This is a genomic window from Chitinophaga chungangae, assembly GCF_017742215.1.
In the GTDB taxonomy this organism is placed as follows: domain Bacteria; phylum Bacteroidota; class Bacteroidia; order Chitinophagales; family Chitinophagaceae; genus Chitinophaga; species Chitinophaga chungangae.
On the sequence record NZ_JAGHKP010000004.1, the window covers coordinates 859,146 to 885,598 of the forward strand.

Consider the following 26,453-nt stretch of genomic DNA (forward strand, 5'->3'; position numbering starts at 1 on the left):
GCATGGAACAGCCGGTACTTGGAAACAAACGCGTATTGCTCCGCCCCATGCAACCTTCCGACCTGGAAGTATTGCTGGAAGTAGCGCTGGAGCCGTCTCTCTGGGAAGTAGGCCTCGGCCGCATCGGCAGCCGCGAAGATCTTGAACGGTACATGCAGGCGGCTTTCAGGGAACGGGAACAGGGTTTGTGCCTGCCATACGTGGTAATAGACAAGGAAACGGGGGAAGTGGCAGGCAGCACGCGTTTTTGCAGCATCGTGGAGATGCATAAAAGAACGGAGATCGGGTATACCTGGATACATCCGCGTTTTCAGCGCACCGGCCTCAACCGCGCCATGAAATTCGCCATGCTGCAATACGCATTCGAAACATGGGGAATGAACCGCGTGGAACTGAAAACGGACGAACGGAATGAAAAATCGCGCAATGCCATGCTGGGCATCGGCTGCAAACAGGAAGGCGTTTTCCGGCATCATATGATCACCTGGAACGGCCACCTCCTCAACAGCGTGTATTTCTCGATACTCAGGGAAGAATGGCCGGAGATCAAAGAAAGGATCTTCGGCAAATATGATTTTTAAAAGAAGCAGTATGAAAATCTGGCAAAAGGATAAAACAGCGCTCGCCGAAGTAGAGCAGTTCACCGTTGGCCGCGACCGCGAAATGGACGAATACCTCGCACCGTTCGACGTGCAGGGCTCCCTCGCGCACATCGCCATGCTCGAATCTATCGGGCTGCTTTCCAAAGAAGACCTTGCCGTGCTGCAAAAAGAACTGAAGCAGATCTACGCGGAAATAGCGGCGGGGAATTTTGTGCTGGAAGACGGCGTGGAAGATATTCATTCGCAGGTAGAGCTGCTGCTGACGAGAAGGGTGGGCGAATCTGGCAAAAAGATACACAGCGGCCGTTCCCGCAACGACCAGGTGCTGGTAGACCTCAAACTGTTCCTCCGCCACGAGCTGGAAACCATCGTGCACGAAACGAAATCGCTGTTCGACCTGCTGCAAACGCAAAGCGAAAAGTATAAACAACATCTCATGCCTGGCTATACGCATCTGCAGATAGCCATGCCTTCGTCTTTCGGCCTCTGGTTCGGCGCTTATGCCGAAAGCCTGACAGACGACCTCACCATGCTGCAGGGCGCTTACAAAGTGGTGAATAAAAATCCCCTGGGCTCCGCCGCAGGCTATGGTTCCAGCTTTCCCCTCAACCGTACCATGACCACGAAACTACTTGGTTTCGACACGCTCAACTTCAACGTGGTGTACGCACAGATGGGCCGCGGTAAAACGGAAAAACTGGTAGCCTTCGCGCTGGCGGGCATCGCGGCCACGCTGTCTAAAATGGCGATGGACGCCTGTTTGTTCATGAACCAGAATTTCGGTTTCATCGGTTTCCCGGACGAGCTTACCACCGGTTCCAGCATCATGCCGCACAAAAAGAACCCGGACGTTTGGGAACTGATCCGCTCGCATTGCAACAAACTGCAGGCGCTGCCGAACGAGATCGCCATGATGACGGTGAACCTGCCCTCCGGCTACCACCGCGACCTGCAGCTGCTGAAGGAAAATCTTTTCCCGGCGTTCACCACGCTGAGAAACTGTTTGCAGATGAGCAGGCTCATGCTCGAAAACATCCGCATCAAAGAAGATATCCTGAAAGACGAAAAATACCAGTACCTGTTCAGCGTGGAAGTAGTGAACCGCCTGGTGCTGGAAGGAACGCCATTCCGGGAAGCGTATAAACAAGTAGGATTGGATATCGAGAAAGGCAATTTTAAGCCGGATACAGACATTCATCACACTCACGAAGGCAGCATCGGCAACTTAAACAACGAGGCCGTAAAAGCGCTGATGGACGATGTTCTGAAAGGGTTCCCTTTCGAACAGGTACACCAGGCCATCGCGGCTTTGGTGAAATAATATTTTTTCCAAAAAAATAGGCTGGCTGAAAATCTTCAGCCAGCCTTACTTTTCCTAAAATCAAGCGGATCACTCTCCCAGTATTTCCCTGAGTTTTGCATCCAGCTCCTTATCGCCTTCCTCTCCGGCGCCTATCAGTTTAAAAAGGATCTTCCCTTCTTTGTCCAACAGGAATTTCGTGGGAAAACCGGTTACGCCGTAAGCCTGCACCAGGTCGTTCGTTTCTTTCCCGTAATTGTTCATCACGTGCACCCAGGGTATACCGTCTGACTGGATGGCTTTTTTCCAGTTGTTTTCGTTAGCGGTCATGTCAGACGATTTTTCCTCCGCTACGCCTACAATTTCCAATCCTTTCGGTTTGTATTTTTCGTACAAACTTTTCATATGCGGATGGCTGCTCCTGCAGGGGCCGCACCAGCTTCCCCAGAAGTCTACCAGCACATATTTTCCTTTCAGGCTGGAAAGCGTGAACAGCTGACCGTTCATGTCTTTTTTGGTGAAATCGGGCGAAACCCGGCCGAGAGCGGTGGCTTTTGCGCTTTCGATCTTCCCGGCTGCGTATTTCCCGTAGAAGCTGTTTTTGTAAGCAGGGGAAAGTTTGCCGAACGCCTGTTCGAACTGTTCCGGCGTATAACTTTCATACAGCCCGCTTAGCAGATACATGCTCACGAAAGACGCGGGATGTTTGGCGATGTACGATTTCCGCAGCTCGTCTTTTTTCGCCTGCAGCGCGTTGCCTTTTGCACGCAGCTTCGACGCGAGGGCGGTATCGCCTTCACGGTATACCTGCGCGCTTTTTTTGGTAAGCTCCCATTTTTCTTTTACCAGCGGGTTTTCGTTTGTTTTCAGCGAAGACAGTTCTTTATTCAGCGGCCCGCCTTTCACCGCGGCGAGGTACGAAACGTCTGAAGCGCCCGTTACGCGGATATTTCCAGGCTCCAGCACCAGTTCGAGCAAGGGCCCGGGAATGAACATGCCGCCGCTGCTCATCTGGAAACGCGCAGCGGGATTGCTGTTGAACAGCACGGCCACCACCGGCTCGGCGATGGTGCCGGTGAAACGGTAAGTGCCGTCCGGAAGTATTTGCGCGGTATCGCTTTTGCGCTGACCGTGCTGGATGTAGCTGAGATTGAGCTTGTACCCCGCCTGGCCTTTAAGCTGCACGTCGAGCGTGAAGTTTTGCTGGGCGTAACTGTTTACGCCCAGCGCCAGGGTGAGGATAGTGAGGATGGTTTGTTTCATGCGGTGTATGGTGTTTACATGGTTGCGGCCTGCATTACTCTTCTTTCGCCGGCGGGTTTCGCCGCTACGCCCTTATCTATCGCGGCTTTGATACCTGCTTCGGCTTCAGGGCTGTAGCCGGTGTATTTCGTTATGATCTTCCCTTCCCGGTCCAGCAGGTACAGCGTGGGGATGCCGCTGAACTGGAAGTCTGCCATCGTTTTATCTTTATTGCTGCTCAGCAGTTGTTCCCAGGGCATTTTTTCGTCGGCCATGGCTTTTGCCCAGGCTTTTTTATCGGTGTCGATGCTGATGCTTACCACTTCAAGGCCTTTTTCTTTATACCCGGCATACAATTCCTTCACTTTCGGGATTGCCTGGCGGCAAGGCCCGCACCAGCTGGCCCAGAAATCGACGAGCACATATTTGCCCTTGTATTTTTCCAGGTTCTGCAATTGCCCCATCGCATCCGGGTAGCTGATGGACGGCGCCTGCTGGCCGGGTTTCAGTTTCATGGCTTGCGCGCGGTTGTTGATGATGGTGGTTTTGAGATTCTTTGCTTCGCTGAGCCAGGGATACAATTTCAGCAAATGGTCCAGCTGCGCTAGGGTGTTGTTGTAAGCGGTGGTATCTTCCGGGCTGCCGGCGTAGCGCAGGGCGTAGATCAGCACGGGACGGTCTTTATAAATTTTCAGCAGCAGGTCGCGGCGCATTTCAGCGTCGTCGCCGGCTTTGTTGTACCGCGGCCTTGTGTTCAGGTAAGTGATCCAGGCGCTGTCGCCGGTTTTTTCCTTATGCTGTTTGGCATAATATTCCAGGTTGTAATCTTCCACGCTGCGGAGGTAACCATTCGTGCTGTTGAGTTCCATCTGGTTGATGAAATCGTTGTCGCGGGAGCCCTGTACGTAATAAAAATGCGGGATCTTCATTTTAATTCTCGCGGTGTCGTACCCGCGGCTGCTCACGCTCACGTCTGCATCGCTCCAGAAGGTGATATGGTCCCAGTACATCACGTTGAGTTTGTAAATACCGGGGTGGTTTTGTTTGATGCGGAAACTGTAGGTCAGGTCTTTCCCCATTTCCACAGAATCCACTACTTCGGGTTTGCCGGTTCCGTTGTCGCGGCTCAGCCATACTTTTCTCGGCTGACCTTCGGGCACGTCGAACTTAACTTTTCCTTTCACAGTGATCTGCTTCGGCATCGGCGCCTGCTGGGCGTTTGCCGTTGCACATGCGGCCACCAGGGCTGCTGTCAACATTGCGTTCTTCATCGGGTTATTGCGTTTTTGATTTTGTTGTTTAATAATCTGCATTCTGTTTCACATTGGGGTTCAAGGTCAGGATGCGTTCGGGCACGGGCATCAGCACATGGCCTTCGGGCTGGCGAAGCCCCGCGAGCCAGGGTTTTGTTTTGGCGAAGCGGCGCATGTCGTTCCAGCGCTGGCGTTCGCCCACAAACTCCCTTCTTCTTTCCATTTCGATCTCGTCCAGGAATGCCTGCGCGTCCGCGAAATCCGCGTTGGTTTTCAGGCTTGCGCCGCGTTTGCCGCGCAGTTCGTTAAAACGCGCCACATCCACCACGCCGGTGCGGGCTTTGGCTTCCGCAGCTATAAGATACGCTTCGCTGAAGCGGCAGATGGGATAGGCAGGCGTAACTTCCATCGGGAATTTGGTGAGGAAATACACTTCGATCGTGATGGACGAGCCGGTTTTCTTTACGTAATAGGCCTTGCGTGTATCGGTATCTTCGTAGGTTTTCACCATCGTGCTGTCTATCCAGGTGCTGCCGCCGCCGGCGATGGAAGTGCCGTCCGGGTTCTTTCCGCCCGGGCCGTACACGTTGGGCAGGCCGTAGTTCAGGCTGTTGCCGCTGGAGGTTTCCGCGATGGCGTAGATCATCTCTTTGGAAGCCGTATTGTATTTGAAAATGTCGCCGTACTTATCCGGCTGCAGCGCGAATTTCCCGGAAGCGATCACGGTTTCCGCGAGGTTCAGCGCTTCGGTGTTTTTTCCTTCGTTGAGATAAAAACGCGCCAGCAGCAGCTGTGCGGCCTGTTTGCTGGCTTTCAGCGTTTGCCCCGTGTGATCGGGGAGAAGGTCTGCCGCTTTTTTCAGGTCTGCTGTTATAAAAGCTTTTACGTCCGCCTCGCTGTTGCGCTCAGGCAATGTAAGCGGGTCTTCGCCGCCTTTCATGATCGCCACTTTGCCGAATTGTTCGTGCAGGATGGTGTAGGCAAAAGCGCGCAGCAGCCGGGCTTCGCCAACGGTGGCGTTGAGCGCGGTTTCTGAAGCGTGCGCTTCGCCGTAACTGATCACCGCGTTGGCATTGGCAATGCACTGGTAAGGATAACGGTAGGCGAAAGTGAGCGTGTTGTCGTTGATGGGAATGTTGCAGCTTTCGTATCCGGCAAGACTGAGGCCCTGCACATCGTCGCTCATATAATCGGAGAGGCAGAAATACCCGTAGAATGAATTATTGGTAAGCCCCAGTTTGGCGCCGTTCAGCACCAGCGGAAGGTTCTGGCTGTTCACCTGCGAAGGGGCCACGAGATTGTCCGGCCTTACGTCCAGCTTGTTGCTGCAGGCGGAAAATGCGATCATGGCGGAAAAGGAGAGTAGTATGTTGCGTGTCGTCATGGCTGGCTTGTTTTAGAATGATACGTCTATGCCCAATACCATGGCCCTGGCATTCGGCAGGTTGCTGGATACGATGCCGCTGTTGGAGGCCGCTTCCGGGTCGAACCCGATATATTTGGTAACGGTGAAAAGGTTCTGCGCAGAGCAGTACACTTTGCAACGGCCGATGGAAGCTTTGTCCAGCAATCGTTCCGGCAGATCGTAGGATACCATGAGATTGCGCAGGCGCAGGTAGCTGGCGTCGTATACGAATTGCGTGGAGGGGCGGTAATTCCAGTCGGTGGTTTTGCCCGTGCCATGCTGGCCTACGATCGCGCGGGGCACCTCGGTAACGTCTCCCGGTTTGCGCCAGCGGCTGTTCACGATGTCGAATTTGTTGGGCATTACGCCGAACCAGTCCATATCGTAATTGCGCAGCGATTGTTCGTAATAGTCATAGATTTTTGTGCCAACCACGTAGCTGAACAACGCCTCCACTGTTACCCTTTTGTAACCGGCCGTGAGCGTGGTGCCCCCGGTGAATTTCGGCAGCGCGATGGGCACGTAGATCATGTCTTTTACGTTGAACAGCCCGTCTTTATTCCTGTCTTCATAGATCATATCGCCGGTTTGCGGATCTACGCCCAGCGAATTGTATACCTGCACGCTGCCCACGGCCTGGCCCACTTTTACGTTGCTTTGCGGCCCGCCGAAAATGAAGGTGCCGTAGCTGATCACCGAATCGGCGAGGGAAAGCACTTTGTTGCGGTTGAAGTTCATATTGGTTTCCACGCGCCACATCACTTTTGCGTTTTGCCGGCTGCCTACGCTTAGTTCCACATCCATGCCGTAGTTGCGGATGCTGCCTACGTTGTAGGGAATGCTCTGCGCGCCGAATTCCCAGGGAATGAAGCGGTTGCTCAGCAGCCCGTCCGTGGTTTTGTTGTAATAATCTACGGTGAGGTTTACTCTTTGATTAAATAACCCCAGATCGATACCCGCATCGGCCTGTTTGGTCTGTTCCCAGCGCACGGAAGGATTGCCGATGAGGTCGCGCAGTTTTAATGCCGCTTCCCCGAGATAAGAAGTGCCGCTCATCAGGTCTTCCGCCGCAAAGTTCGCCAGCGGACGGATGTTGCCGCTGATGCCGTAGCTGGCGCGGAGTTTCAGGAAGCTGATCATTTTCTGTTTCAGCATAAAGTTTTCCTTCGCAACGTCCCAGCCCGCGGAAACGGAAGGGAACCAGCTGTAACGGTTCTCAGGATGCAGTTTGCTGGAACCGTCCGTACGAAGGCTTGCGCCCAGGAGATATTTCTGGTCCCAGTCGAGGTTCACGCGGCCAAACCAGGCTTCGCTGGTTTCGAGAGACGTGCCGTTGAGCGAAGAAATGGAGCCTGCGCTGCCATAACTTGCCGCCGCGCTGCCGCCGCTGATGCCGGCCACGGCGGGAAAACCGTTGAGATCGTAACCGAAGCTGCTTTGCTGCACGCTGTAATACGTGTAGCCCGCCACCGCATTTACGCCGAGCTGTTTGAAGCGGTTGTTGTAGGTGAGATAGTTATCGAAGTTGTAATTTAAATTGTCTGCACCGCTCACTTTCAGATAACCTTTGTTAAACTTGCCCAGGTAGCCCAGCGGCGATTGGTAATCGTTGCCGTTGACGTTGTATTTGTTGGCGGAGAACACGGAACGGAATTGCAGCGTGCGGTGCAATGTTACATCGGCGCTGAGGTTACCGAACCAGGTTTGTGTTCTGCGTTTGTTGTTGTTTTCCAGCATCTCGCCGAGCGGGTGGTTTTGCTGGCCGATGTAATAATCCAGTTGACCGTTTGGCAGGCGGATGGGCTCTTCCGGCGTGTCTGGCCGGGCGTTGAACGCGCTTACCAGCGGGTAGGCGTTGTTTTTGTTCACGCCTTGGGAAAGATTGATGTTGCCGTTCAGCTTCAGCCAGGTGCCTACCTGCTGCGTGAGGTCGATCTTGCCGGTGTACCGTTCGAACTGTCCCGTGCCGATGGACGCTGTTTCGGAATACCGGCCGATGGACATATAATAACTGTTCTTTTCGCCACCGCCGGTCATGCTGGCCTGTATGTTGTTAACCGGCGCGCGTTTGTTTTTCACGCGGTCTATCCAGTCGATGCTGCGGTTTTCCATTTTCAGCGCGCTCGCCTGGCTAGTAAGCCGTGTGCGCTCGGCTTGCAGCTGCGAGATCTGCACGGGCGTCAGCGAGGGATCGGTGAGTTGGATGCCGATGTCTGCCAGCCGGTTGTTCCGCGCGTCTTTAAACACCGATTCATATTCCTGCGAGTTGAGCATGCGGCGGGTGGAAGGCACGTTGTTGAAGCCGGTGTAGGCGTTTACGGAAAAAGAAGGTTTCGTGCCCTGGCGGCCTTTTTTGGTAGTGATGATGATCACGCCGGTGCTGCCGCGGGCGCCGTAGATGGCGGCGGAAGCAGCGTCTTTTAATACGTCGATGGTCTCGATGTCCTGCGGGTTGATACTGTTCAGCGAAATGCCGTTGCCTTCCATTACCAGCCCGTCGATAACGATCAGCGGGTTGGCGTCTGCAGCCCGCGCGCTTTGCACCCCGCGTATCTGGATGTTGGGCGTATTACCCGGCGAGCCGGAGGTGTTGGCCACAAACACACCGGCTACGCGGCCCTGCAAGGCTTTGCCCACATCGCTCACGATGTTGTTTTCGGGGGCGAGTTTTTTGGACGAGATGGATGAAATGCTGGTGGTGAGATTTTTGCGCTGCTGTGTGCCGTAACCCACTACCACCGGGGTGTTGAGTAACAGCGCCGTGGTGGTGAGCATGATCGGTTTGATGACCGCCGTGGCGGGGATCAGCACGGTTTCGAAACCGATAGAAGAAATACGCAGCTGGGCATTGGCCGGCACGCGCAGTTCAAATTCCCCTTTTTCGTTGGCGGTAACCCCGCCGCTGCCGTTCACCACCCTGATAGTGGCGCCGGGAATGGGCGCTTTGGTGAGCGAATCGCGCACCGTGCCCCTGATTACCTGCTGGGCCATGGCGCCCATACTCATCATACAGGCAAGAGATAAGAGATAAAATCGCTTCATAGCTGTTGATTTGGTTGATGGGTGGTTGATTTCGGCTGATACCGGTTGGTTTTTGATTAACGGAGGGTGGATGATCCCGCGAGGCACAATGTAAGCCGGATAGGGAATACGCCTTCAAAAAACTGTACGTACGCCCCTTCCGCGGGTACGATCGCCCCTTTCGCAGGTACGAAAAAAAACGCCTCAAATGCACTGTTATGGCGTATCTTAGCTGTCTTATGAACAATATTAACCGATACCGTTACGCTGTGCATCTCGCCATCTGGATGGCCCTGGTAGGACTGTACGTTTTCCCGGCGCTGCGCGTGAACTGGAACAGTACGTTCGGCCTGCGCTATACGCTGGTGCGGTATTTCGTTTATGGGTTTATCAATTTCAACCTTTTTTACCTGCTCGTATTTCATGTGCTGACCCCCTATGCCATGCGGAAAAAAGGCCTCGCCGCCGCACTGGTGGCTGCAACGGTGATCGGTTTCTGCGGCATTAAATACGCCGTGGGCCTTATTTGGCCAGACGAAGTGCTGCAGCGCGCCATTGCGCTGATAGGATTTAAAAAGACCTATTTTTCTTTCTGGCAATATTTTCGCATCAGCCTCGGAACCGGTATCGGCGTGGCTTTCGCGGCCTGCGCATATTATATTTTCCTGCTCTGGCGCTCGGGCGATAAATCGGGCCGCCGCCTGGAAATAGCCGCCGCGGCAGCGCATCGCCAATACACGCGCATGCAGTTTTCTTCGCAGCTGCTGCTGCGTAAGCTCAAAGCGCTGGAAACGGTGCTGGCAGACGAGCAGCGGCGAGACGGTGAAGGCGCCGAAGCCATTCTTCAACTCTCCGAATTATTGCGGTACATGTTGTACGACAAAGCCGTGCGGCTCGATAAAGCGCCGCTGGAAAAAGAACTTCATTACTTCGATATTTACCTGAAACTGCACAACCGCCTCTGCCCGGGGCAACCCGTGAGCCTGCATCTCACCGGGCCCGCCGAAGGCCGTTATGTAACGCCGCTGCAGCTGCAGTCTGCTGCGGAACAATTGCTCGCGCGCCAGTCTGCCCACGCGCCCGTTGTGCTCCGGCTGGACATCGGGGCCGATACGCTCGCGCTTTCTTCCGCGGCGCACACCGGTTGGCGCCAGCAGTTCATCGCCTGGCTGCACCGTTACCAGGCCGATCATTTTAAAATGCCCGTTTATGCCGCTCCCGCCTGAGAACATCCGCCGGTGGAAAGAGCTGGCCGTGCTGCTGCCCGCCTGGCTGCTGCTGATGTACGGCCTCGCCGTTCTCGGCACGGGGTTTCCGGTACGCTGGCGTTACCTGCATATTCACCAAGGCGTTTTTGGCCTGCTTAATTTCACGTTATTCTACACCGCGATCCGCTGGCCTTTCCCGCAGTTCCTGGAAGGCCGAAAAGTATTGCCCATGCTGGCCCGGCTGTTATTGCTGGTGGCGGGCGTTACACTGCTGAAATATTTTATCGCGGATAATTTTTTCCGCGAAGAAGTGCTCTACCAGGGCTACCGCGACAATCACGTCAAACTTTACAGAACTTTCTGGCCATACGCCCGCTCCGCTTTCTGGACGCATGGCTGGGTGCTTTGCGCGGCCATGGCCTACGTGCTGTTCCGCGCATGGCTGGAGGCGGACAAACGCCGTCAGCAGCTCAGCCGCCAGCAGCAGGAAGCCGAAATGGGTATCCTAAAAACACAGCTGAACGTGCATTTCCTGATGAACAGTCTCAACAGCATCTATTCCCTGGCGCTCGTGCGCAGCCCGCAGGTGATAGACGCCACGCGCACGCTGTCTCACATCCTCGAATATATGACCGAGCAGCCGCCCGCCGCCGAATACCGCAGCCCGCTCAGCGACGAGATCAAATACCTGGAAGACTTTATCGCCGTTCACCGCCTGCGCACGGGTTGCGATAATTGCGTGCAGTTATTCATCGATGGCGACCCGCAGGCCTGCCGCATTGCGCCGATGCTGCTGGTGCCTTTTGTGGAAAACGCTTTCAAACATGGCGTGGCCAACCAGCCCGCAAAACCCGTTACGATCCGGCTGGAATGCAGCCCGCAGCGGTTCGCGTTCACGGTTCATAATTTCAAAATGACCCGCAGGAAAGATAAAACGGGCGGCATCGGGCTGGATAACGTGCGCCGGAGGCTGGAGCTGGTGTATCCCCGGCAGTACGAGCTTCAGATAGAAAATTCCGAAGAAGAATATAACAGCACTTTACACATAAGCTGGTAGATATGGCCTTACAATGTATTGTAGTAGACGACGAGCCGCTGGCGGTACAGGTGATCACGGAGTTCGTCCGTAAAATGCCGGAGCTTTCGCTGGCGGGCACGTTCAACAACCCGCTGGAAGCGCTGGCTTTCCTGCAGCAGCGCCCGGAAGTGAAGCTCGTATTCCTCGATATTCAAATGTCCGAGCTTACCGGCGTGGAATTTATGCAGATGCGGCAAAGCGGCACGGATGTGATCATCGTGTCTGCCTACGACGAATATGCGCTGGAAGGTTTTCGTTATGACGCGGTCGATTACCTGCTTAAACCCGTCCCTTTCCCGAATTTTGTGAAGGCGGTGCAGAAAGTCGTACAGCGGCAGGCCGCCCACGCCGCGCCGCTTCCCGCGCAGCCGGGTTTTATTTTTATCCGGACGGACAAACGCATCATCCGCGTAGACCTCAACGAAATATTGTTCGTAGAAGCATTGCGGAACTACGTAGCGATACAAACCGTCACGCAAAAGATCCTTACGTTGCAGAACCTTCGCAGCTTTGAAGAAGCGCTTCCTCCCCAACAGTTTATCCGAGTGCATAAATCTTTCATCATCGCGATCAACAAAGTGGACAGTGTGGAGAAACAGCGGGTTTTTATGGGGCCGCATCTTGTGCCGGTTGGGGATACTTATGTGCGGCAGTTTTATGAAACGATGAAACTTGGGTGATAAAAAAACAGCCCCGGCATATCGCCGGGGCAGTTTTTTTAACTGATGTGGATGCCTAGAAAACAATCTTCACACCGGTCATGAAATTAAATCCCGCCATCGGCAGGTACGCGTTTTGCGCTTTCTGCACGCCTTCTTCGATATAGGCATACGTAAAGCCGTTGGGCGCATATTTCACGTCGAAAATATTGTTGAGCGTCAGCTGCAGGCTCAGTTCTTTGAAGAAGGTTTGCGGAAGCGTATAGTTGAAGCGCAGGTCGTTCACCAGGTACGATTTCAGGCTGCGCGCAATGTCAGACGTATTGTCCAGGTACTGGCGGCCGACGTATTTGCCCACCCAGTCTACGCTCAACCCTTTCACCGGTCTTGCGGTAACGGTGTAACCGAAGATCAGTTCGGGTGAAAACGAAATATCGCGGTCTGTATAGTTCACGGTTTTTTGTCCGCCGTTATCCCAGTCGTCCACAAATTCCGAGAACTCGGGAATGCGGTTCCTGCTTAGCGCGGCGTTGCCCGCGAGGGTAAGCCGGGGGCAAAGGTTGTAGTACCCTTCCACCTCAAGTCCAAGGCGGTAGCTTTCCCGGATATTGGTCCTGGCGTACGCGCCTACATCGTTGACCCTGCCGGTAAGCACCAGCTGGTTTTTGTAGTTCATGTAATATACGTTGGCTTGCAGCCCTGCGCGCTGTGCGTGCAGCACGTAGCCGGCTTCGAGGTTGCGCAGCGTTTCGTATTCTGGCGTTTCGGTGGCGCTGGCTTCAAAGTCGTCGCGGTTAGGCTCTTTGTTGCCGATGGCGTACGATGCGTACACGTGTTGCTGGTCGTTCAGCTGGTAAGTGAGGCCGGCTTTGGGGTTGAAGAAATTGTAATCTTCATTCCGTACGATTCCCGGGTTTTTGCGGAAGCCGTTCAGCTCGTATTTCACATGACGGTACTGTACGTCCACGAAAGCGCGGAGTTTTTCCGTGATGGACATTTCCCCTTTCCAATAGATATTAAAATCCGTTTTCTGCGCATCGAGATCGTACCAGCGATGGTCCTTATCAAAACCGCCGTTCTGCGCCCAGATCACTTTGCCGTAATGGTTGCCGTCGTACCGGTTCCAGCCGCCGCCGGCGCTCCAGTTAAAGCGTTTCAACTCCTGGCGGAAAGAAAAGATGCCGCCGTAGAAATGATTGTCCAGCCACAGCTGGCGGATCAGATCGGTGGAGGTCACCGGCGCGCCGTTCATTACGGGCGGTTCCACGCCGTAGGTGGAATAACTTTCGCCGTTGAGGTAGTTCTCGTAATAACCGCGGCCGCGGGTGTAATGCAGTGCCACGTTGAAGTTCAGGTCGGGGCGGAGAGACTGGTTGAGGAACAGCTGGTAATGGTCCTGCTGGTAATTGTCCGTTTCGTTATCGTAAAACTGCCCGGGTTTGGAGGCGATGGCGCCGCTGGGATTGTAGGTGCGGTTGGTGTCCAGGTCGCCCTGTGAGATGCCGTTCCAGGCCTGGTAGGTTTTTTCCTTGCCGGAGAAAACGTTGAAGCGTACCGCTGTTTTTTTGGAGATATAAGCGGCGGAAGTGTAGAAAGATTTGAGGTCTGAAGAAGCCCTGTCCACATACCCGTTCGAAGAGATCTTAGACAGCCTCGCGTCGATGGTGAAATGGTTGTTGATCAGGCCGGAACCTGCTTTCACGGTGGTTTTCCAGCTGTCGAACGAACCGTAGCCTGCGTTTATTTCGCCGTATGCTTTTTCGTTGTATTCGTTGGTGGAAAGGTTGAGCGTGGCTCCGAAAGCGCCGGCGCCGTTGGTGGAGGTGCCCACGCCGCGTTGCAGCTGGATGCTGTTGACGGAAGAAGCGAAGTCGGGCATATTCACGAAGAAAGTGCCTTGCGATTCGGCGTCGTTTACGGGGATGCCGTTCACGGTCACGTTGATGCGGGTGATATCGCTGCCGCGCACGCGGAGGCCGGTATAGCCGATGCCAGCGCCCGCGTCGGAGCTGGTGACTACGGAGGGCAGCTGGTTCAGCAGCAGCGGCAGGTCCTGTCCGAGGTTTTGTTTGGCGATATCTTCTTTGTTAAGCTCGCTTTTGGTAAAGGGAGCGTTTCTTCCGGCGCGGAGGCTGGCGATTTCAACGGCTTTTACGAAGAGGCCGGTTTCCAGCAATGCAAAGTCGGCCGAGGAAACGCCGGGCTGCAGGGTATCGCGTTGGGCGGTGAAGCCGAGAAAGCTGGCCTGCAATATGGGCGCAGTTTGCGCGGGAACGGTGATGCGGTATTGACCTTTGGCGTTGGTAAAGGTGCTGGGACCATTGAGAATGGCTACGGTGGCGCCTTCGAGCGGTTTGCCGGTGTTGCGGTCCGTTACCGTGCCCGACACCCTGGTTTGGGCCTGCGCGAAGCCGGAAAGGCTTATCAGCGCAAGCAGGATCATTGTTTTCATTTTCATCCTGTTTATCACATAATAATGTTCATGACTGGTCACAGCACATGCCGGGCATCTGCTGTCAACTATCGTAAAAACAGGTAAGGAGAAACGTTCGCTTACCTTTCCTAACCAGCATTACCTGGCCAGGTTCAACGGGTTTGATCTCAGCCTGATAGTAAGGCACCCCGAGGTGAAAAGGGATCTGAAAGAAGGAGATCCGGTTTCTGCCGCAAAGGTAGCCAGCATTGTGGAATTTGTGGGAAATATTTTTCCGTTCGGTTTTTTTTCATAACTTCAGAATGTTAACCACCATACATCCTGCTTACAATCCCCTGCACGAGTTTTTTGTAATTATTGTTAACCTTTAACCATCATTGAGATGATCAAACTCTCGTTAATCGGGCATTTGGGACAAGATGCCATTATGAACACCGTCAACGACAAAAAGGTGCTGAACTTCAGCGTGGCGCACAACGAAAGATTTAAGAACGCTGCGGGGGAGGTGCAGGAGCGGACGATCTGGGCCAACTGCGCGTTATGGGCGCCGAATGCGATCGGGCCTTACCTGGTGCAGGGAACTTATGTGTACGTGGAGGGCACGCCTTACATTGAAATGTATACGGACAAAAAAGGCCAGCAGGCGGTATCGCTGAAGCTGCGGGTAACAAACGTACAGTTGCTGGCGAGCGCGCAGCGCCCGGACGATAAATCGGACGGCGGAAAAGCGATGGGGGAACCGGAGCAACCTATGGATGATCTGCCGTTTTAGGTGATTTGTTGCTGCGAATGGAGGATGGGAATATCGTTTTCTTTTCGAAGGAAGATTGTGAACTTTTCGTTGAATAGGATTGAGGGTTGCTTGCTTTCCTTTTCGAAGAAATGTAAAATCTGTTTTCAGTGAATGGAAGAAAAAATGGGAGCGCCTTTTTCTCTTTTCAAATGAAATGTTATGATCCGCTGCCAGCGAATTGGGAAGAAACAGGACGTTGCTTTCCTCTTTTTCCAAAGAAATGTTAAAACAGGCGTAAGCTGGGGAACGACAATATTGATCTGCGGGTTTTTTTGCACTTAAAATTTTATTCAGCTGTAACCCGCCGTGGTGCCTGATTTTCAATGTGTCATCAAAAAAATTTTTTGCTGAAGAGCGAAAAATATTTGGTGGCGTAGAAAATTCGCTTACCTTTGCACCCACATTGCGAGGTAGAGCAGAGGTAGCTCGTCGGGCTCATAACCCGAAGGTCAGAGGTTCGAATCCTCTCCTCGCTACAAAAGAAACAAAAGGTCCCGCTCAAGGAGCGGGATTTTTTTATTTAAGGAAAGGACGAAATAGGGATTGTGTGAATGCGAGGTAGGTGGTTACCTGAAACAGATAGCCGCCGCTCCGCTGAGACGGCAAAATTTGCCGAAGCTGCGAGAGGTAATGATAGGGGAGTTAAAACCTGTCTGCGGAAGATGATTGGCGAAGCCGTCACCCGCTTCGCGCAGGCGCGGAATTTGCCGGATCGGGCAGTTGCAGATGACAGCCCCGCGCAAATGGCCATGATTACGGGAACGGGGCGGCGGTTGAAACATTCTCGCCGAAGCATGCCAAAGGCTTGCCGATCCACCCAAACCGGTCTCTAATTTGTAGTACCTTTGCACCCAACGCCCCACCGGGCCTAAACTGATCTCATATGCACCGTGCAGGATTTGTAAACATCTTTGGTAAGCCGAACGCCGGTAAAAGCACCTTGCTCAACGCCCTGCTGGGCGAGAAGCTGGCTATCGTATCCCCCAAAGTACAAACTACCCGCCACCGCATCACCGGCATCGTAACCGAGCCCGGTTACCAGGTCGTGTTTTCAGACACCCCCGGCATCATCGATCCGAAGTACAAAATGCATGAGAAAATGATGGCCGCCGTAAAATCGGCCCTCGAAGACGCAGACGTAGCCCTGCTGCTCATGGACGCCAAAGACGATACCGGGGAAGCGCTCGCGCTCTTCGATTCGCTGAAGCTCAAAGCACAATGTATCCTCGTGGTCAACAAAATGGACACGCTCGAGAAACCCGCGCTGGATGCCCTCCGCGAACGCCTCGAAGCATGGGGCAAAGCCAAAGCCGTGGTGTTCATCTCCGCCCTCCAGAAAAAAGGGCTCAAAGACCTGATGAACGCCATCCTCCAGCTGCTGCCCGAAAGCGAGCCGTTTTACCCGGAAGACACGCTCACAGACCGTTCTACACGATTCTTCGTGGCCGAAATGATCCGTGAAAAGATCTTCCACCTGTTCGACGAAGAAATACCTTATCATACAGCCGTACTGGTTACCCAGTTCCAGGAAAAAAACACCCTCACCAAGATCTCCGCTGAAATCATCGTGACCCGCGAAACGCAGAAAGGCATCATTCTCGGTGAAAAAGGGAAAAGCATCCGCGAAATCGGCTCATTGGCAAGAACAGACATAGAAAAGTTCCTTGACCGCAAAGTGTTCCTGGAACTGCACGTGAAAGTGCGCGACAAATGGCGCGACAACGATACGTACCTGCGGGAGTACGGACTTATTTAAGACATTTTAAAAAACAAGATCGATATGCCTGGTTTTACAGTAGCAATTGTGGGACGCCCTAACGTAGGGAAATCTACGCTGTTCAACCGCTTGCTGGAGCAGCGGAAGGCCATTGTGGACGACGTAAGCGGTGTAACCCGCGACCGGCAATACGGCTTAGCCGACTGGAACGGCAAAACCTTCAACGTGATCGATACCGGCGGGTTCGTTTCCCGCAGCGAAGACGTGTTTGAACGCGAGATCCGCAAACAGGTGAAAATAGCTATGGAAGAAGCCAATGCGCTCATCTTCATGGTAGACGTGACCACCGGCATCACCGACCTGGACGCCGACGTGGCCGACCTGCTGCGCCGTTCCTCCAAACCCGTATACCTCGCCGTGAACAAGGTAGATAACCACGAACGCCAGCTGGAAGCCGCCGAGTTTTACAGCATGGGCTTCGAGAACATATATTTCCTGTCTTCCATGAGCGGCAGCGGCACCGGCGAACTGCTCGACGATCTGACCGCGCTGATTCCCGAAGACGACCAGGCTAACCCCGGCGAAGAGGAAAATATCCCGAAGATCGCCATCATCGGCCAGCCGAATGTGGGCAAATCGAGCCTGCTCAACGCGCTGATCGGGGAGGAACGTAATATCGTGTCCGACATCGCCGGCACCACCCGCGACACTATCCATACCCGTTACAAGCTGTTCCAGAAAGACTTTATATTGATAGACACCGCGGGCATCCGCCGGAAAGCGAAAGTGCACGAAGACCTCGAGTTCTATTCCGTGATCCGCGCCATCAAAGCGCTGGACGAAGCGGACATATGCCTGCTGCTGCTCGACGCCGAAAAAGGCATCGCCGGGCAGGACCTCAGTATTTTCAGCCTGGCCGCCCGTAAAGGCAAAGGCGTGGTGATACTGGTGAATAAATGGGACCTGGTGGATAAGGAAACCAATACCGCCCGCGACTACGAAAAAGTGCTGAAACAACGCCTGGCGCCGTTTACAGACGTGCCCATCATTTTCGGCTCCGTGATCGAGAAACAAAGGATCTTCAAAGCGATAGAAACCGCATTGGAAGTGTACGATAACCGCCAGCGCAAAATACAAACCTCTAAGCTGAACGAGGTGATGCTCAAGGCGATCGATGCGTATCGCCCGCCGGTGGTGAGAGGCACGGCCATCAAGATCAAATATGTAACGCAGCTGCCTACGCATACGCCGGCTTTTGCGTTCTTCGCCAACCTGCCGGACGATATCAAAACGCCCTACAGGAATTACCTGGAAAACAAACTCCGCGAAAACTTTAATTTCCAGGGCGTTCCGGTAAGGATCTATTTCCGCAAGAAGTAAAATTCTGTTATTAAATAAAAATTTATTTTGTATAACGGGAATTTTGAATACCTTTGCGCCGATTTAAAAACAAAATCAACATGAAAAAATTATTCGTATTAGCTATCGCTACCGGCCTGTTCGTTGCTTGCAACAGCGGCTCTTCTACCACCAACGCCGATTCTACCGCTACCGCTGATTCCGCTGCACTGGAATCCGCTCCTGCTGTAGACACTGCCGCAGTATCCCTGGATTCTGCTGCTGCTGCCGTTGCTGCTGATTCTGCTGCAACTCCCGCTGCTGACAGCGCTCACAAACACTAATCAGCGTTTGCGATAACGATATGGTCCCTCCGGCATGCCGGGGGGATTCTTTTTACTGCATTTCTCTTTTAACAATTTTATTGCCCCAAACCCCAGGCAATTTTGCCCCAAAACACCGCGTTTATGTTCCCGGCCCCGCCTTTGGCACAGCAATTGTTTTACGGGCCACTGCATAACTGAAACCGGACCGTCTGACATGAAAAAGTTCCTCATTACCTTGCTGCTCATTGTTGCAGCGTACACAGGCTTCCCCCAGGATACCGGCGAATACGTTTTCCGCTTTCCCGGCACCGACCTCCAGGGCCTCGCAAAACTTTCCGCACCCGCGCGCGACAGCATCCTGCAGGCATTTTCCCGATTCGACCCCGCCCAGATCTCTTTTGAAGGCACCACTATTTCGGAAGAAAACCGCACCGGGCTCACCACCGTGATCCTCGACATGATGGAAACCGTGAAAACCGTGATCAAAGACCCGGCTACCCTCGGCCCGATGGAAAAGAAAATGAATACGCTCATGAAAAAACTGGACGACGTACAGGCAGACATCCAGGTAGATGAAGCGCTTTCCGACCTCAAAACCGACTACGAAAAAAGCCGCATACAGCGAACGAAGGAGTTCGAAGACAGGAATTACTCCACCGAAAAAGATAAACGCGTGGCCCGCAGGGAGTTAGAACAGGAATTGCGCGACCTGCGCCGCGACTATGAAGACGACCGCGCCCGCATCCGCCGGCGCTGATCCCCCGTTGATGTCATATTGAGGAATATGAGAATATGTATATTTGGGGTACCGAATACACCCTTAACCGTATACCTATGTTCTCCTCCAAATTGACCCTTTACGTCATTCTGGTATGGCTTACCAGTTTAAGCCTGCCCCCTTTGATCATTCTCGGCATTTTCCAACTGAACGAACACTCCGTGTACGCTTCCTGGAATTTCATTTTCGTATATGTGCTGGCGTTGCTGGTTTCTGTGCTGTATGGCCTGCCCGGGCTGCTGCTTTTCGCCTGGATGGCCCGCCGCGCTTTCCGGAAAAACACGCTGAAAGCCCGCAGGATTGCGATGGTGAAAAGCGTAGGATTGAGTGTGGTAGCCACTTTCCTGCTGCTGCCGCTGATAGATCCGGCGAATATTTTCGATGAAGGGTTTGGATGGGGAAGAGCGTTCATCGTGATCGTATATCTCACTACCGCACTGTCTGCCGCCTGGTTTTTCCCGCTGGAAGACGATCCTGAAATAAAAAACCTCCCGCAATAGCGGGAGGCTCTCTCAATTTTATAGCGTACTTACTTTATTTTCTCCAGTTCCGACACGGCACGGTCTATCACCTTATCGCCGTGGTTGATCACCATATAATATCCTTCGCTTCTCCACAATTGTCTTGCCAGCAAGGCTTTCAGCCGTAGCGTTATTTCGTTGATGTCGTTCTGGCTCATCTTCTCCGTTTTTACCTGTTCTTTGGCCGCGAAGTTGCGGAACGATGAGAGCAGTGAATTGTCTACGGTGAACCGTTTATTAAAATCCTCCGCGTTTTTATATTCTTTGAACGAAGTCGCGTTAGCAGTATAATATTCATAAATGAAGCTGCCGAAAACGTTGCGTGTATACAGTTCCGTGAGCAGCGGCGAATAACGGGTGGTGTCGAAGGGAATGAACACGTCGGGCATGATGCCGCCGCCGCCGTACACGATCTTTCCGCCGGGCGTTTTGTATTTCACGGAGCTGTCTACCGGGCGGATGCTGTCCTGGTTGAGGAATTCGCCGTGGTTGTAGCGGTTGGTGATATCTTCTTCGTACGCTTCGCGGCCGTTCTGATAACTTTTCTGGATACTGCGCCCGCTGGGCAGGTAATACCGGGCGATGGTAAGCCTGAGCGTGCCGCCGTTGTTGAGGTCGAACGGTTCCTGCACGAGCCCTTTGCCGAAGCTGCGGCGACCGATGATCTCGCCGCGGTCCCAGTCTTGCACGGAGCCGGCCAGCACTTCGCTGGCGGAAGCGGAGCCTTCGTCTACCAAAATGGCCAGCCCGCCTTTTTCGAATACGCCGGGGCGGGTGCAGGTATAATCCTGGCGGGGGGAATTTTTCCCCTGCGTGTATACGATGAGTTTATTGCCTTCCAGCAGCTCGTCTGCCAGGCGGGTAGCCGCATCCAGCAGGCCGCCGCCGTTCTGCCGCAGGTCGATGATGAGTTTTTGCATGCCCAGCTTTTGCAGCTTGCGGGTGGCTTCCATAAATTCGGTGTAAGTGGTGGCGGCGAATTTATTGATCTTGATATATCCCACGCCGGGCGCCGCCATGTAGCTGGCGTCCACGCTGTTCAGGGGTATCACGCCGCGTTTGATGGTGGCCGTCACTTCCTTGCTGCCGCGCAATACCGTGGTTTTTACGGTGGAGTTGCGGGGGCCGCGCAGCAGCTTGCGGATCTTGTCTGAAGAAATCTCCTTGCCGGTGACCACCACGGAATCGTTCACCCGCAGGATCTTGTCGCCGGTAAGCAGCCCAGCCGCGTCAGACGGGCCGCCGGCGATCACGTTGAGGATGTTGACGGTATCGCGGATGATGTTGAATTCCACGCCGATGCCTTCGAAATTGCCGTCCAGGTCTTCATTCACCTCCTGCACGTCTGCCGGGGGAATATAAATGGAGTGCGGGTCGAGGCGGGAAAGAAGGCCTTCGATGGCTTCTTCCTGTGCGGCGGCTACGTCGAGCGTGTCCACATAATTATACTTCAGCAGGTCCATCACTTCCTGGATGGTGCCTTTGTTGTTCCTGAAAAAAGTGCGCGAATCGCTGTTGCGGGTTTGGGGCATCTTATGGCCCAGGTACATGCCCAATGCGAGTACGAAGGCAAATAACAACGGCAGAAACACTTTTAACTTCCTGTTATCCGACATATGAATATTTAAAACGTTGACGGGAATAACCCTTTTGCTTAACTTGTGAACAAAAATAACATATTCACAAGCAAAACATCTACATCTCAACCTTAATTTCATAAACGAACGGATATGGCTTCGAAAGTTACGCTGGTGGCGGATAGCGGGTCTACAAAAGCGGAATGGTGCCTGATGGACGGTAAGCAGCGCAGCACTTACTTCACACAGGGCATCAGCCCCTATTTCCAGACCAGCGTGCAGATGGAAGAGCTCATCAGGGCGGAATTGCTGCCGCAGATGGCGGCGGACAGGCTGCCGGACGAGATATTTTATTACGGCACCGGCTGCGCGGCCGAAGACAGCGTAAAACTGGTGCGTAAAGCCCTTCACGCCGTATGGCCGAAGGCCAGGGCCGACGTGCAGACGGACCTGATGGGCGCCGCCCGCGCCCTTTGCGGCCGCGAGCCGGGCATCGCCAGTATCCTGGGCACCGGTTCCAATTCCTGTTATTACGACGGTAATACGATCGTAAAAAACAATCCCGGCCTCGGTTTTATACTGGGCGACGAAGGCAGCGGCGCCTTCCTCGGCAGGAAAGTGCTGCAATATTACCTCTACCAGACCTTCGACGACGAGATGCGTTTCCGCTTCGACCAGAAGTTCAACGTCAACCGCGACCAGATACTCGACAACGTATACCGCCAGCCGCTCCCCAACCGGTACCTCGCGTCTTTTGCCCCCTTCCTGGCCGAGAACCGCGGTCATTATATGATAGAGAACATCCTGGAAGACGGCATCAACGATTTTTTCTTTAACCACCTCTACAAATACAGCGAAAGCTGGACGGTGCCGCTTCACTTTGCGGGCAGCGTGGCCTGGCATTTCAGAGACATCCTGGAAGAGCTGTGCCAGCTTTACGAGCTGCAGCTGGGCCGGGTACTCCGCAACCCGATGGACGGCCTCACCCTTTTTCACGAAGAAGCATAATTTTTCCCCGATATGGCATTTATCAAAGTAACCGAACAGGCAAGCCACTACCATCACCTCGAAAAAATGACGGTGCAGGAAGTGCTTAATAATATTAATAAAGAAGACAAGACCGTTCCCGATGCCGTAGAAAAAGTGATCCCGCAGATCACAAAACTGACGGCCGCGATTGCGGACAAAATGCTGGCGGGCGGCCGGCTTTTTTACATGGGAGCGGGCACCAGCGGCCGTTTGGGCATACTCGACGCATCGGAATGCCCGCCCACTTACGGCGTGCCGCAGGGGCTGGTGGTAGGGCTCATCGCCGGCGGCGATTCCGCCATCCGCCGCGCCGTTGAAAACGCGGAAGACGACCGCGAGCAGGGCTGGCGCGACCTCCAGCAATGGAACATCAGCGATAAAGACGTAGTGGTGGGCATCGCCGCGAGCGGCACCACGCCATATGTAATAGGCGCATTACAGGCCTGCCGGGCCAACGGCATCACCACCGGCAGCATCGCCTGCAACCCCGGCGCGCCGGTTTCCGAACATGCGGACTTCCCCGTGGAAGTAGTGGTAGGCCCCGAGTTCGTAACGGGCAGCACGCGCATGAAAAGCGGCACCGCGCAAAAACTCGTACTCAACATGATCTCCACCACCGTTATGATACAGCTGGGAAGGGTGGAAGACAACAAGATGGTGAACATGCAGCTGAGCAATGAAAAACTGGTGGACAGGGGCGTGAAAATGGTCATGGAACAGCTGCAGCTGAACGATTACGAAGCCGCCAAAGAACTGCTGCTGGAGTTTGGCAGCGTGAAGAAAGCGGTGGAAAGCAGAAAGTAAAAAATTATTAAATTGCCGTCATGCATGAGATAGAACCCTTCTATAACTGGCGGCACCTGTACACAGCTGAAGAAGATGAGCTGTCGCCGTTCTATGGGCGTGAATATAGCGAGTTTGAATATACCAACACCGTTTATAACTACTACATTCATCCCCAGTGGGATGACTTTGGCGCACCCAACCTGTACATGAAGATCCTTTTCGCGGATTACCAGTTCAACTACGCGATCATCGAGCTGATCGGAGAGTGGAACGACGCGGTGGAAAACAACATCATGACCGTCAAGCGCGACATTGTCGATCATCTTATCGCGCAGGGCATTTACAAGTACGTTCTCGTCGGGGAAAATGTGCTGAACTTCTATTCTTCAGACGATTGTTATTATGAAGAATGGTGGGAAGACATCCGCGACGAAGGCGGCTGGATCGTGCTGCTGAACCTGCCCGAACAGACCCGGCAGGAATTCGAGCGCGCCCGGCTGGAGCACTACGTACACCTTTTCGACGAGCCGAAATGGCGAACCTTTCTCCCTCAGCACTTGTTTAATCTCGTAGATAACTGGGTGATGCGCCGCCTGGAATAGGGCCGTTTCGTGATAAATATCATTTGGTTTTAATTTTTCATGTTATAAATTTGCCCGACATTTCACTTATTTAATCATACTAAAGGAAGCTTAGAACGTATCTTATGAAATGGTCGCAATTCTTTAATACCTCTATTGGTAAAAAATTGCTGGTAGGCGCTACCGGTCTGTTCCTGTGCTCATTCGTGATTGTGCACCTGGCCGGTAACCTTGCATTACTGAAAGAAGACGGGGGAGAGGCTTTTAACACCTATGCCGCATTCATGGGGCATAACGGCCTGATCCAGTTCATCGCCTGGGGGTTAAAAATTGTGATCCTCATCCACGCAGTAATCGCTATCCAGCTTACTTTCCGCAACAGAACGGCCCGTCCTGTTAAATACGCGGTACGTCCCGGCAACAAAACATCCTCCTGGTTCAGCCGGCAGATGGCCATCATGGGCAGCGTTCTCTTCATTTTCCTCGTTGTTCACCTCGCACAGTTCTGGTGGGTAATGCATTACGGCGAGATCGGCAAAGTAAGCTACGGCGCCGTTACCGAAGTAGGCAACCTGTACGAAGTAGTGTGGTTCGCATTCAAAGAGCCGTGGATCGTGATCCTTTACGTGCTCGGCATGGTGGCGCTCGCGTTCCACCTGATCCACGGCTTCAAAAGCGCCTGCCAGACCTTCGGCCTGAACCATCCCAAGTACAACGGGCTGATCAGCTTTATCGGCGTAGGATTCTTCGGGATCATCATCCCGCTTGGTTTTGCCGTGATCCCGGTTGTTATTTTCTTTAAACAAATCAGTTAAAGCAAGGATATATGTTGAACGCAAAAATTCCTGCCGGCCCCCTCGAAACAAAGTGGAGCAAATATAAAAGCACCGTGAAGCTGGTGAACCCGGCCAACAAACGGAAGCTGGAAGTGATCGTGATCGGCACCGGTCTGGCCGGCGCTTCAGCCGCGGCCTCCCTCGCCGAACTGGGTTATAAAGTGAAAGCGTTCTGCTTTCAGGACAGCGCCCGCCGCGCTCACTCCATTGCCGCACAGGGCGGCATCAACGCTGCAAAGAACTACCAGAACGACGGCGATTCCGTATTCCGTCTTTTCTACGATACCGTTAAAGGCGGCGATTACCGCGCACGCGAAGGCAACGTTTACCGTTTGGCCGAAGTGAGCGGTGCCATCATCGACCAGTGCGTGGCACAGGGCGTTCCTTTCGCACGTGAATACGGCGGCCTGCTGAGCAACCGTTCTTTCGGCGGCACCCAGGTACAGCGTACTTTCTACGCCGCCGGCCAAACCGGCCAGCAGCTGCTGCTGGGCGCCTATTCCGCATTGCAGCGCCAGGTGTCTCTCGGCAACGTGAAAATGTACAGCCGCCACGAAATGCTCGACATCGTAAAAGTGGACGGCAAAGCGCGCGGCATTATCGCCCGCGACCTAGTGAGCGGCAAACTGGAACGCCACTTCGGCCATGCCGTGCTCATTTGCAGCGGCGGTTACGGCAACGTGTTTTTCCTGTCTACCAACGCCATGGGCTCCAACGTAACGGCAGCCTGGAAAGCCCACAAACAAGGCGCTTTCTTTGGCAACCCCTGCTTCACGCAGATCCACCCCACCTGCATCCCCGTTTCCGGCGACCACCAGAGCAAACTCACGCTCATGTCTGAATCGCTCCGCAACGACGGCCGCATCTGGGTGCCCAAAAAACAGAACGATACCCGCAAGGCTATCGATATACCCGAAGAAGAAAGGGATTATTACCTCGAAAGAAGGTACCCCGCCTTTGGTAACCTCGTTCCCCGCGACGTGGCTTCCCGCGCGGCCAAAGAAAGATGCGACGCCGGCTATGGCGTAGGCGCTTCCAAAATGGCCGTATACCTCGATTATGCAGACGCGATCGTGCGTTACGGCAAGATCGAGGCCAGCAAAAAAGGGCAGGACCACGCCAGCCAGGAAGAGATCATCGCCATGGGTAAAGAGGTGGTGAAAGAAAAATACGGCAACCTGTTCGATATGTACGCCAAGATCACCGGCGAAAACCCGTATGAAACCCCGATGCGCATTTACCCCGCGGTGCACTACACCATGGGCGGCCTGTGGGTGGACTACGAGCTGATGACCACCGTGCCCGGCCTGTACGCCCTCGGCGAAGCCAACTTCTCCGACCACGGCGCCAACCGCCTCGGCGCTTCCGCGCTCATGCAGGGCCTGGCAGACGGCTACTTCGTGATTCCTTACACCATCGGCAATTACCTGGCAGACGAGATCCATACCAAGCCCATTCCTACAGACGATCCCGCTTTTGTGGCGGCTGAAAAGGCCGTGCAGGACCAGCTGGACAAACTGATGAACATCAAAGGCAAACATTCCGTAGACCATTTCCACAAAGCCCTCGGCAAGATCATGTGGGACAAATGCGGCATGGCCCGGAATGAAAAGGGCCTCCAGGAAGCGATCACCGAAATTCAGGCGTTGCGGGAAGAGTTCTGGAAAGACGTGCGCATCCCCGGTAAACAGAACGAGTTCAACCCCGAGCTGGAAAAAGCCGGCCGCGTGGCAGACTTCCTCGAGCTGGGCGAACTGATGTGCAAAGACGCGCTGAACAGGAGAGAATCCTGCGGCGGCCACTTCCGTGAAGAATCGCAGGATAAGGACGGCGAAGCGCAACGTATCGACGAAGAGTTCCAGTACGTTTCTGCATGGGAATACAAAGGCCCCAGCAGCTCCGAATTACACAAGGAACCGCTTACGTTCGACATCGTTCATCCTACGCAGCGTAGCTACAAATAAGTTGA

Annotated in this window: 22 protein-coding genes, 1 tRNA gene and 1 riboswitch; of the genes, 17 read left to right on the forward strand and 6 right to left on the reverse strand. The window is 53.8% G+C overall.

Features of this window, described 5'->3' with window-relative positions; translation table 11 throughout:
• Positions 1-2: 2 nt before the first annotated feature.
• Both J7I43_RS23040 and argH read left to right on the forward strand, forming a co-directional pair.
• The gene (locus tag J7I43_RS23040) at positions 3-581 is read left to right on the forward strand and encodes a GNAT family N-acetyltransferase (RefSeq protein WP_209148328.1); all 579 of its coding nucleotides are present in this window, start codon (positions 3-5) and stop codon (positions 579-581) included.
• A 10-nt stretch (positions 582-591) separates the two neighbouring features.
• Complete coding sequence (gene argH / locus J7I43_RS23045) at positions 592-1,923, forward strand: argininosuccinate lyase (protein WP_209148330.1); 1,332 nt, start codon at positions 592-594, stop codon at positions 1,921-1,923.
• A 69-nt stretch (positions 1,924-1,992) separates the two neighbouring features.
• On the opposite strand, the gene J7I43_RS23050 is transcribed toward argH, so the two are convergent.
• The 4 genes from J7I43_RS23050 to J7I43_RS23065 are packed head-to-tail and all read right to left on the reverse strand — an operon-like array spanning position 1,993 to position 8,844.
• Positions 1,993-3,165 (reverse strand): TlpA disulfide reductase family protein, encoded by a 1,173-nt coding sequence (locus tag J7I43_RS23050; protein ID WP_209148332.1) that lies wholly within the window; start codon positions 3,163-3,165, stop codon positions 1,993-1,995.
• A 14-nt stretch (positions 3,166-3,179) separates the two neighbouring features.
• On the reverse strand, positions 3,180-4,415 hold the full coding sequence (locus J7I43_RS23055; protein ID WP_209148335.1) for a TlpA family protein disulfide reductase: 1,236 nt from the start codon (positions 4,413-4,415) through the stop codon (positions 3,180-3,182).
• A 28-nt stretch (positions 4,416-4,443) separates the two neighbouring features.
• Entirely contained in the window at positions 4,444-5,781 is a 1,338-nt protein-coding gene (locus J7I43_RS23060; protein WP_209148336.1) for a RagB/SusD family nutrient uptake outer membrane protein, read from the reverse strand.
• 12 nt (positions 5,782-5,793) lie between these two features.
• Positions 5,794-8,844 (reverse strand): SusC/RagA family TonB-linked outer membrane protein, encoded by a 3,051-nt coding sequence (locus J7I43_RS23065; RefSeq protein ID WP_209148338.1) that lies wholly within the window; start codon positions 8,842-8,844, stop codon positions 5,794-5,796.
• Between the two features lie 218 nt (positions 8,845-9,062).
• On the opposite strand from J7I43_RS23065, the gene J7I43_RS23070 reads away from it, so the two are divergent.
• From J7I43_RS23070 to J7I43_RS23080, 3 genes are read left to right on the forward strand one after another with little or no spacing between them, the layout of a single operon-like run.
• Complete coding sequence (locus J7I43_RS23070) at positions 9,063-10,049, forward strand: histidine kinase (protein WP_209148340.1); 987 nt, start codon at positions 9,063-9,065, stop codon at positions 10,047-10,049.
• Positions 10,033-11,088, forward strand: coding sequence for a sensor histidine kinase (locus tag J7I43_RS23075; protein ID WP_209148342.1), 1,056 nt, complete (start codon positions 10,033-10,035; stop codon positions 11,086-11,088). The genes J7I43_RS23070 and J7I43_RS23075 overlap by 17 nt, the downstream gene beginning before the upstream one ends.
• Before the next feature lie 2 nt (positions 11,089-11,090).
• Positions 11,091-11,789 carry a LytR/AlgR family response regulator transcription factor gene (locus tag J7I43_RS23080; protein ID WP_209148344.1) on the forward strand — a complete coding sequence of 233 codons (699 nt, stop codon included), beginning with the start codon at positions 11,091-11,093 and terminating at the stop codon, positions 11,787-11,789.
• Between the two features lie 55 nt (positions 11,790-11,844).
• Here the strand turns inward: J7I43_RS23080 and J7I43_RS23085 are convergent, their stop codons facing one another.
• Complete coding sequence (locus J7I43_RS23085) at positions 11,845-14,220, reverse strand: TonB-dependent receptor (protein ID WP_209148345.1); 2,376 nt, start codon at positions 14,218-14,220, stop codon at positions 11,845-11,847.
• 90 nt (positions 14,221-14,310) lie between these two features.
• Positions 14,311-14,403, reverse strand: a riboswitch (TPP riboswitch).
• Positions 14,404-14,584: 181 nt separating this feature from the next.
• Here J7I43_RS23085 and J7I43_RS23090 point away from each other — a divergent pair.
• The 7 genes from J7I43_RS23090 (at position 14,585) to J7I43_RS23120 (ending at position 19,654) form a co-directional block, all read left to right on the forward strand.
• On the forward strand, positions 14,585-14,974 hold the full coding sequence (locus tag J7I43_RS23090) for a single-stranded DNA-binding protein (RefSeq protein WP_209148346.1): 390 nt from the start codon (positions 14,585-14,587) through the stop codon (positions 14,972-14,974).
• 425 nt (positions 14,975-15,399) lie between these two features.
• Positions 15,400-15,471: transfer RNA gene (locus J7I43_RS23095), tRNA-Met, on the forward strand.
• A 407-nt stretch (positions 15,472-15,878) separates the two neighbouring features.
• Positions 15,879-16,751 carry a GTPase Era gene (era, locus tag J7I43_RS23100; RefSeq protein WP_209148347.1) on the forward strand — a complete coding sequence of 291 codons (873 nt, stop codon included), beginning with the start codon at positions 15,879-15,881 and terminating at the stop codon, positions 16,749-16,751.
• Positions 16,752-16,775: 24 nt separating this feature from the next.
• Positions 16,776-18,092, forward strand: a complete 1,317-nt coding sequence (der, locus tag J7I43_RS23105; protein ID WP_209148348.1) for a ribosome biogenesis GTPase Der — start codon at positions 16,776-16,778, stop codon at positions 18,090-18,092.
• 80 nt (positions 18,093-18,172) lie between these two features.
• A complete protein-coding gene (locus J7I43_RS23110) occupies positions 18,173-18,394 on the forward strand; it encodes a hypothetical protein (RefSeq protein ID WP_209148349.1) in 222 nt (73 codons plus the stop codon).
• Between the two features lie 196 nt (positions 18,395-18,590).
• Positions 18,591-19,133: a hypothetical protein gene (locus tag J7I43_RS23115; RefSeq protein ID WP_209148350.1), complete on the forward strand. Its 543-nt coding sequence runs from the start codon at positions 18,591-18,593 to the stop codon at positions 19,131-19,133.
• Positions 19,134-19,210: 77 nt separating this feature from the next.
• Entirely contained in the window at positions 19,211-19,654 is a 444-nt protein-coding gene (locus J7I43_RS23120; RefSeq protein WP_209148351.1) for a hypothetical protein, read from the forward strand.
• Between the two features lie 29 nt (positions 19,655-19,683).
• On the opposite strand, the gene J7I43_RS23125 is transcribed toward J7I43_RS23120, so the two are convergent.
• Entirely contained in the window at positions 19,684-21,291 is a 1,608-nt protein-coding gene (locus J7I43_RS23125) for a S41 family peptidase (RefSeq protein WP_209148352.1), read from the reverse strand.
• A 114-nt stretch (positions 21,292-21,405) separates the two neighbouring features.
• On the opposite strand from J7I43_RS23125, the gene J7I43_RS23130 reads away from it, so the two are divergent.
• From J7I43_RS23130 to J7I43_RS23150, 5 genes are all read left to right on the forward strand, one after another.
• The gene (locus J7I43_RS23130; RefSeq protein ID WP_209148353.1) at positions 21,406-22,260 is read left to right on the forward strand and encodes a hypothetical protein; all 855 of its coding nucleotides are present in this window, start codon (positions 21,406-21,408) and stop codon (positions 22,258-22,260) included.
• Between the two features lie 12 nt (positions 22,261-22,272).
• Positions 22,273-23,085, forward strand: a complete 813-nt coding sequence (gene murQ, locus J7I43_RS23135) for an N-acetylmuramic acid 6-phosphate etherase (RefSeq protein ID WP_209148354.1) — start codon at positions 22,273-22,275, stop codon at positions 23,083-23,085.
• A 20-nt stretch (positions 23,086-23,105) separates the two neighbouring features.
• Positions 23,106-23,669 carry a hypothetical protein gene (locus J7I43_RS23140; protein ID WP_209148355.1) on the forward strand — a complete coding sequence of 188 codons (564 nt, stop codon included), beginning with the start codon at positions 23,106-23,108 and terminating at the stop codon, positions 23,667-23,669.
• 104 nt (positions 23,670-23,773) lie between these two features.
• The gene (locus tag J7I43_RS23145) at positions 23,774-24,463 is read left to right on the forward strand and encodes a succinate dehydrogenase cytochrome b subunit (protein WP_209148356.1); all 690 of its coding nucleotides are present in this window, start codon (positions 23,774-23,776) and stop codon (positions 24,461-24,463) included.
• Positions 24,464-24,474: 11 nt separating this feature from the next.
• Positions 24,475-26,448, forward strand: a complete 1,974-nt coding sequence (locus tag J7I43_RS23150) for a fumarate reductase/succinate dehydrogenase flavoprotein subunit (RefSeq protein ID WP_209148357.1) — start codon at positions 24,475-24,477, stop codon at positions 26,446-26,448.
• Positions 26,449-26,453 lie beyond the last annotated feature (5 nt).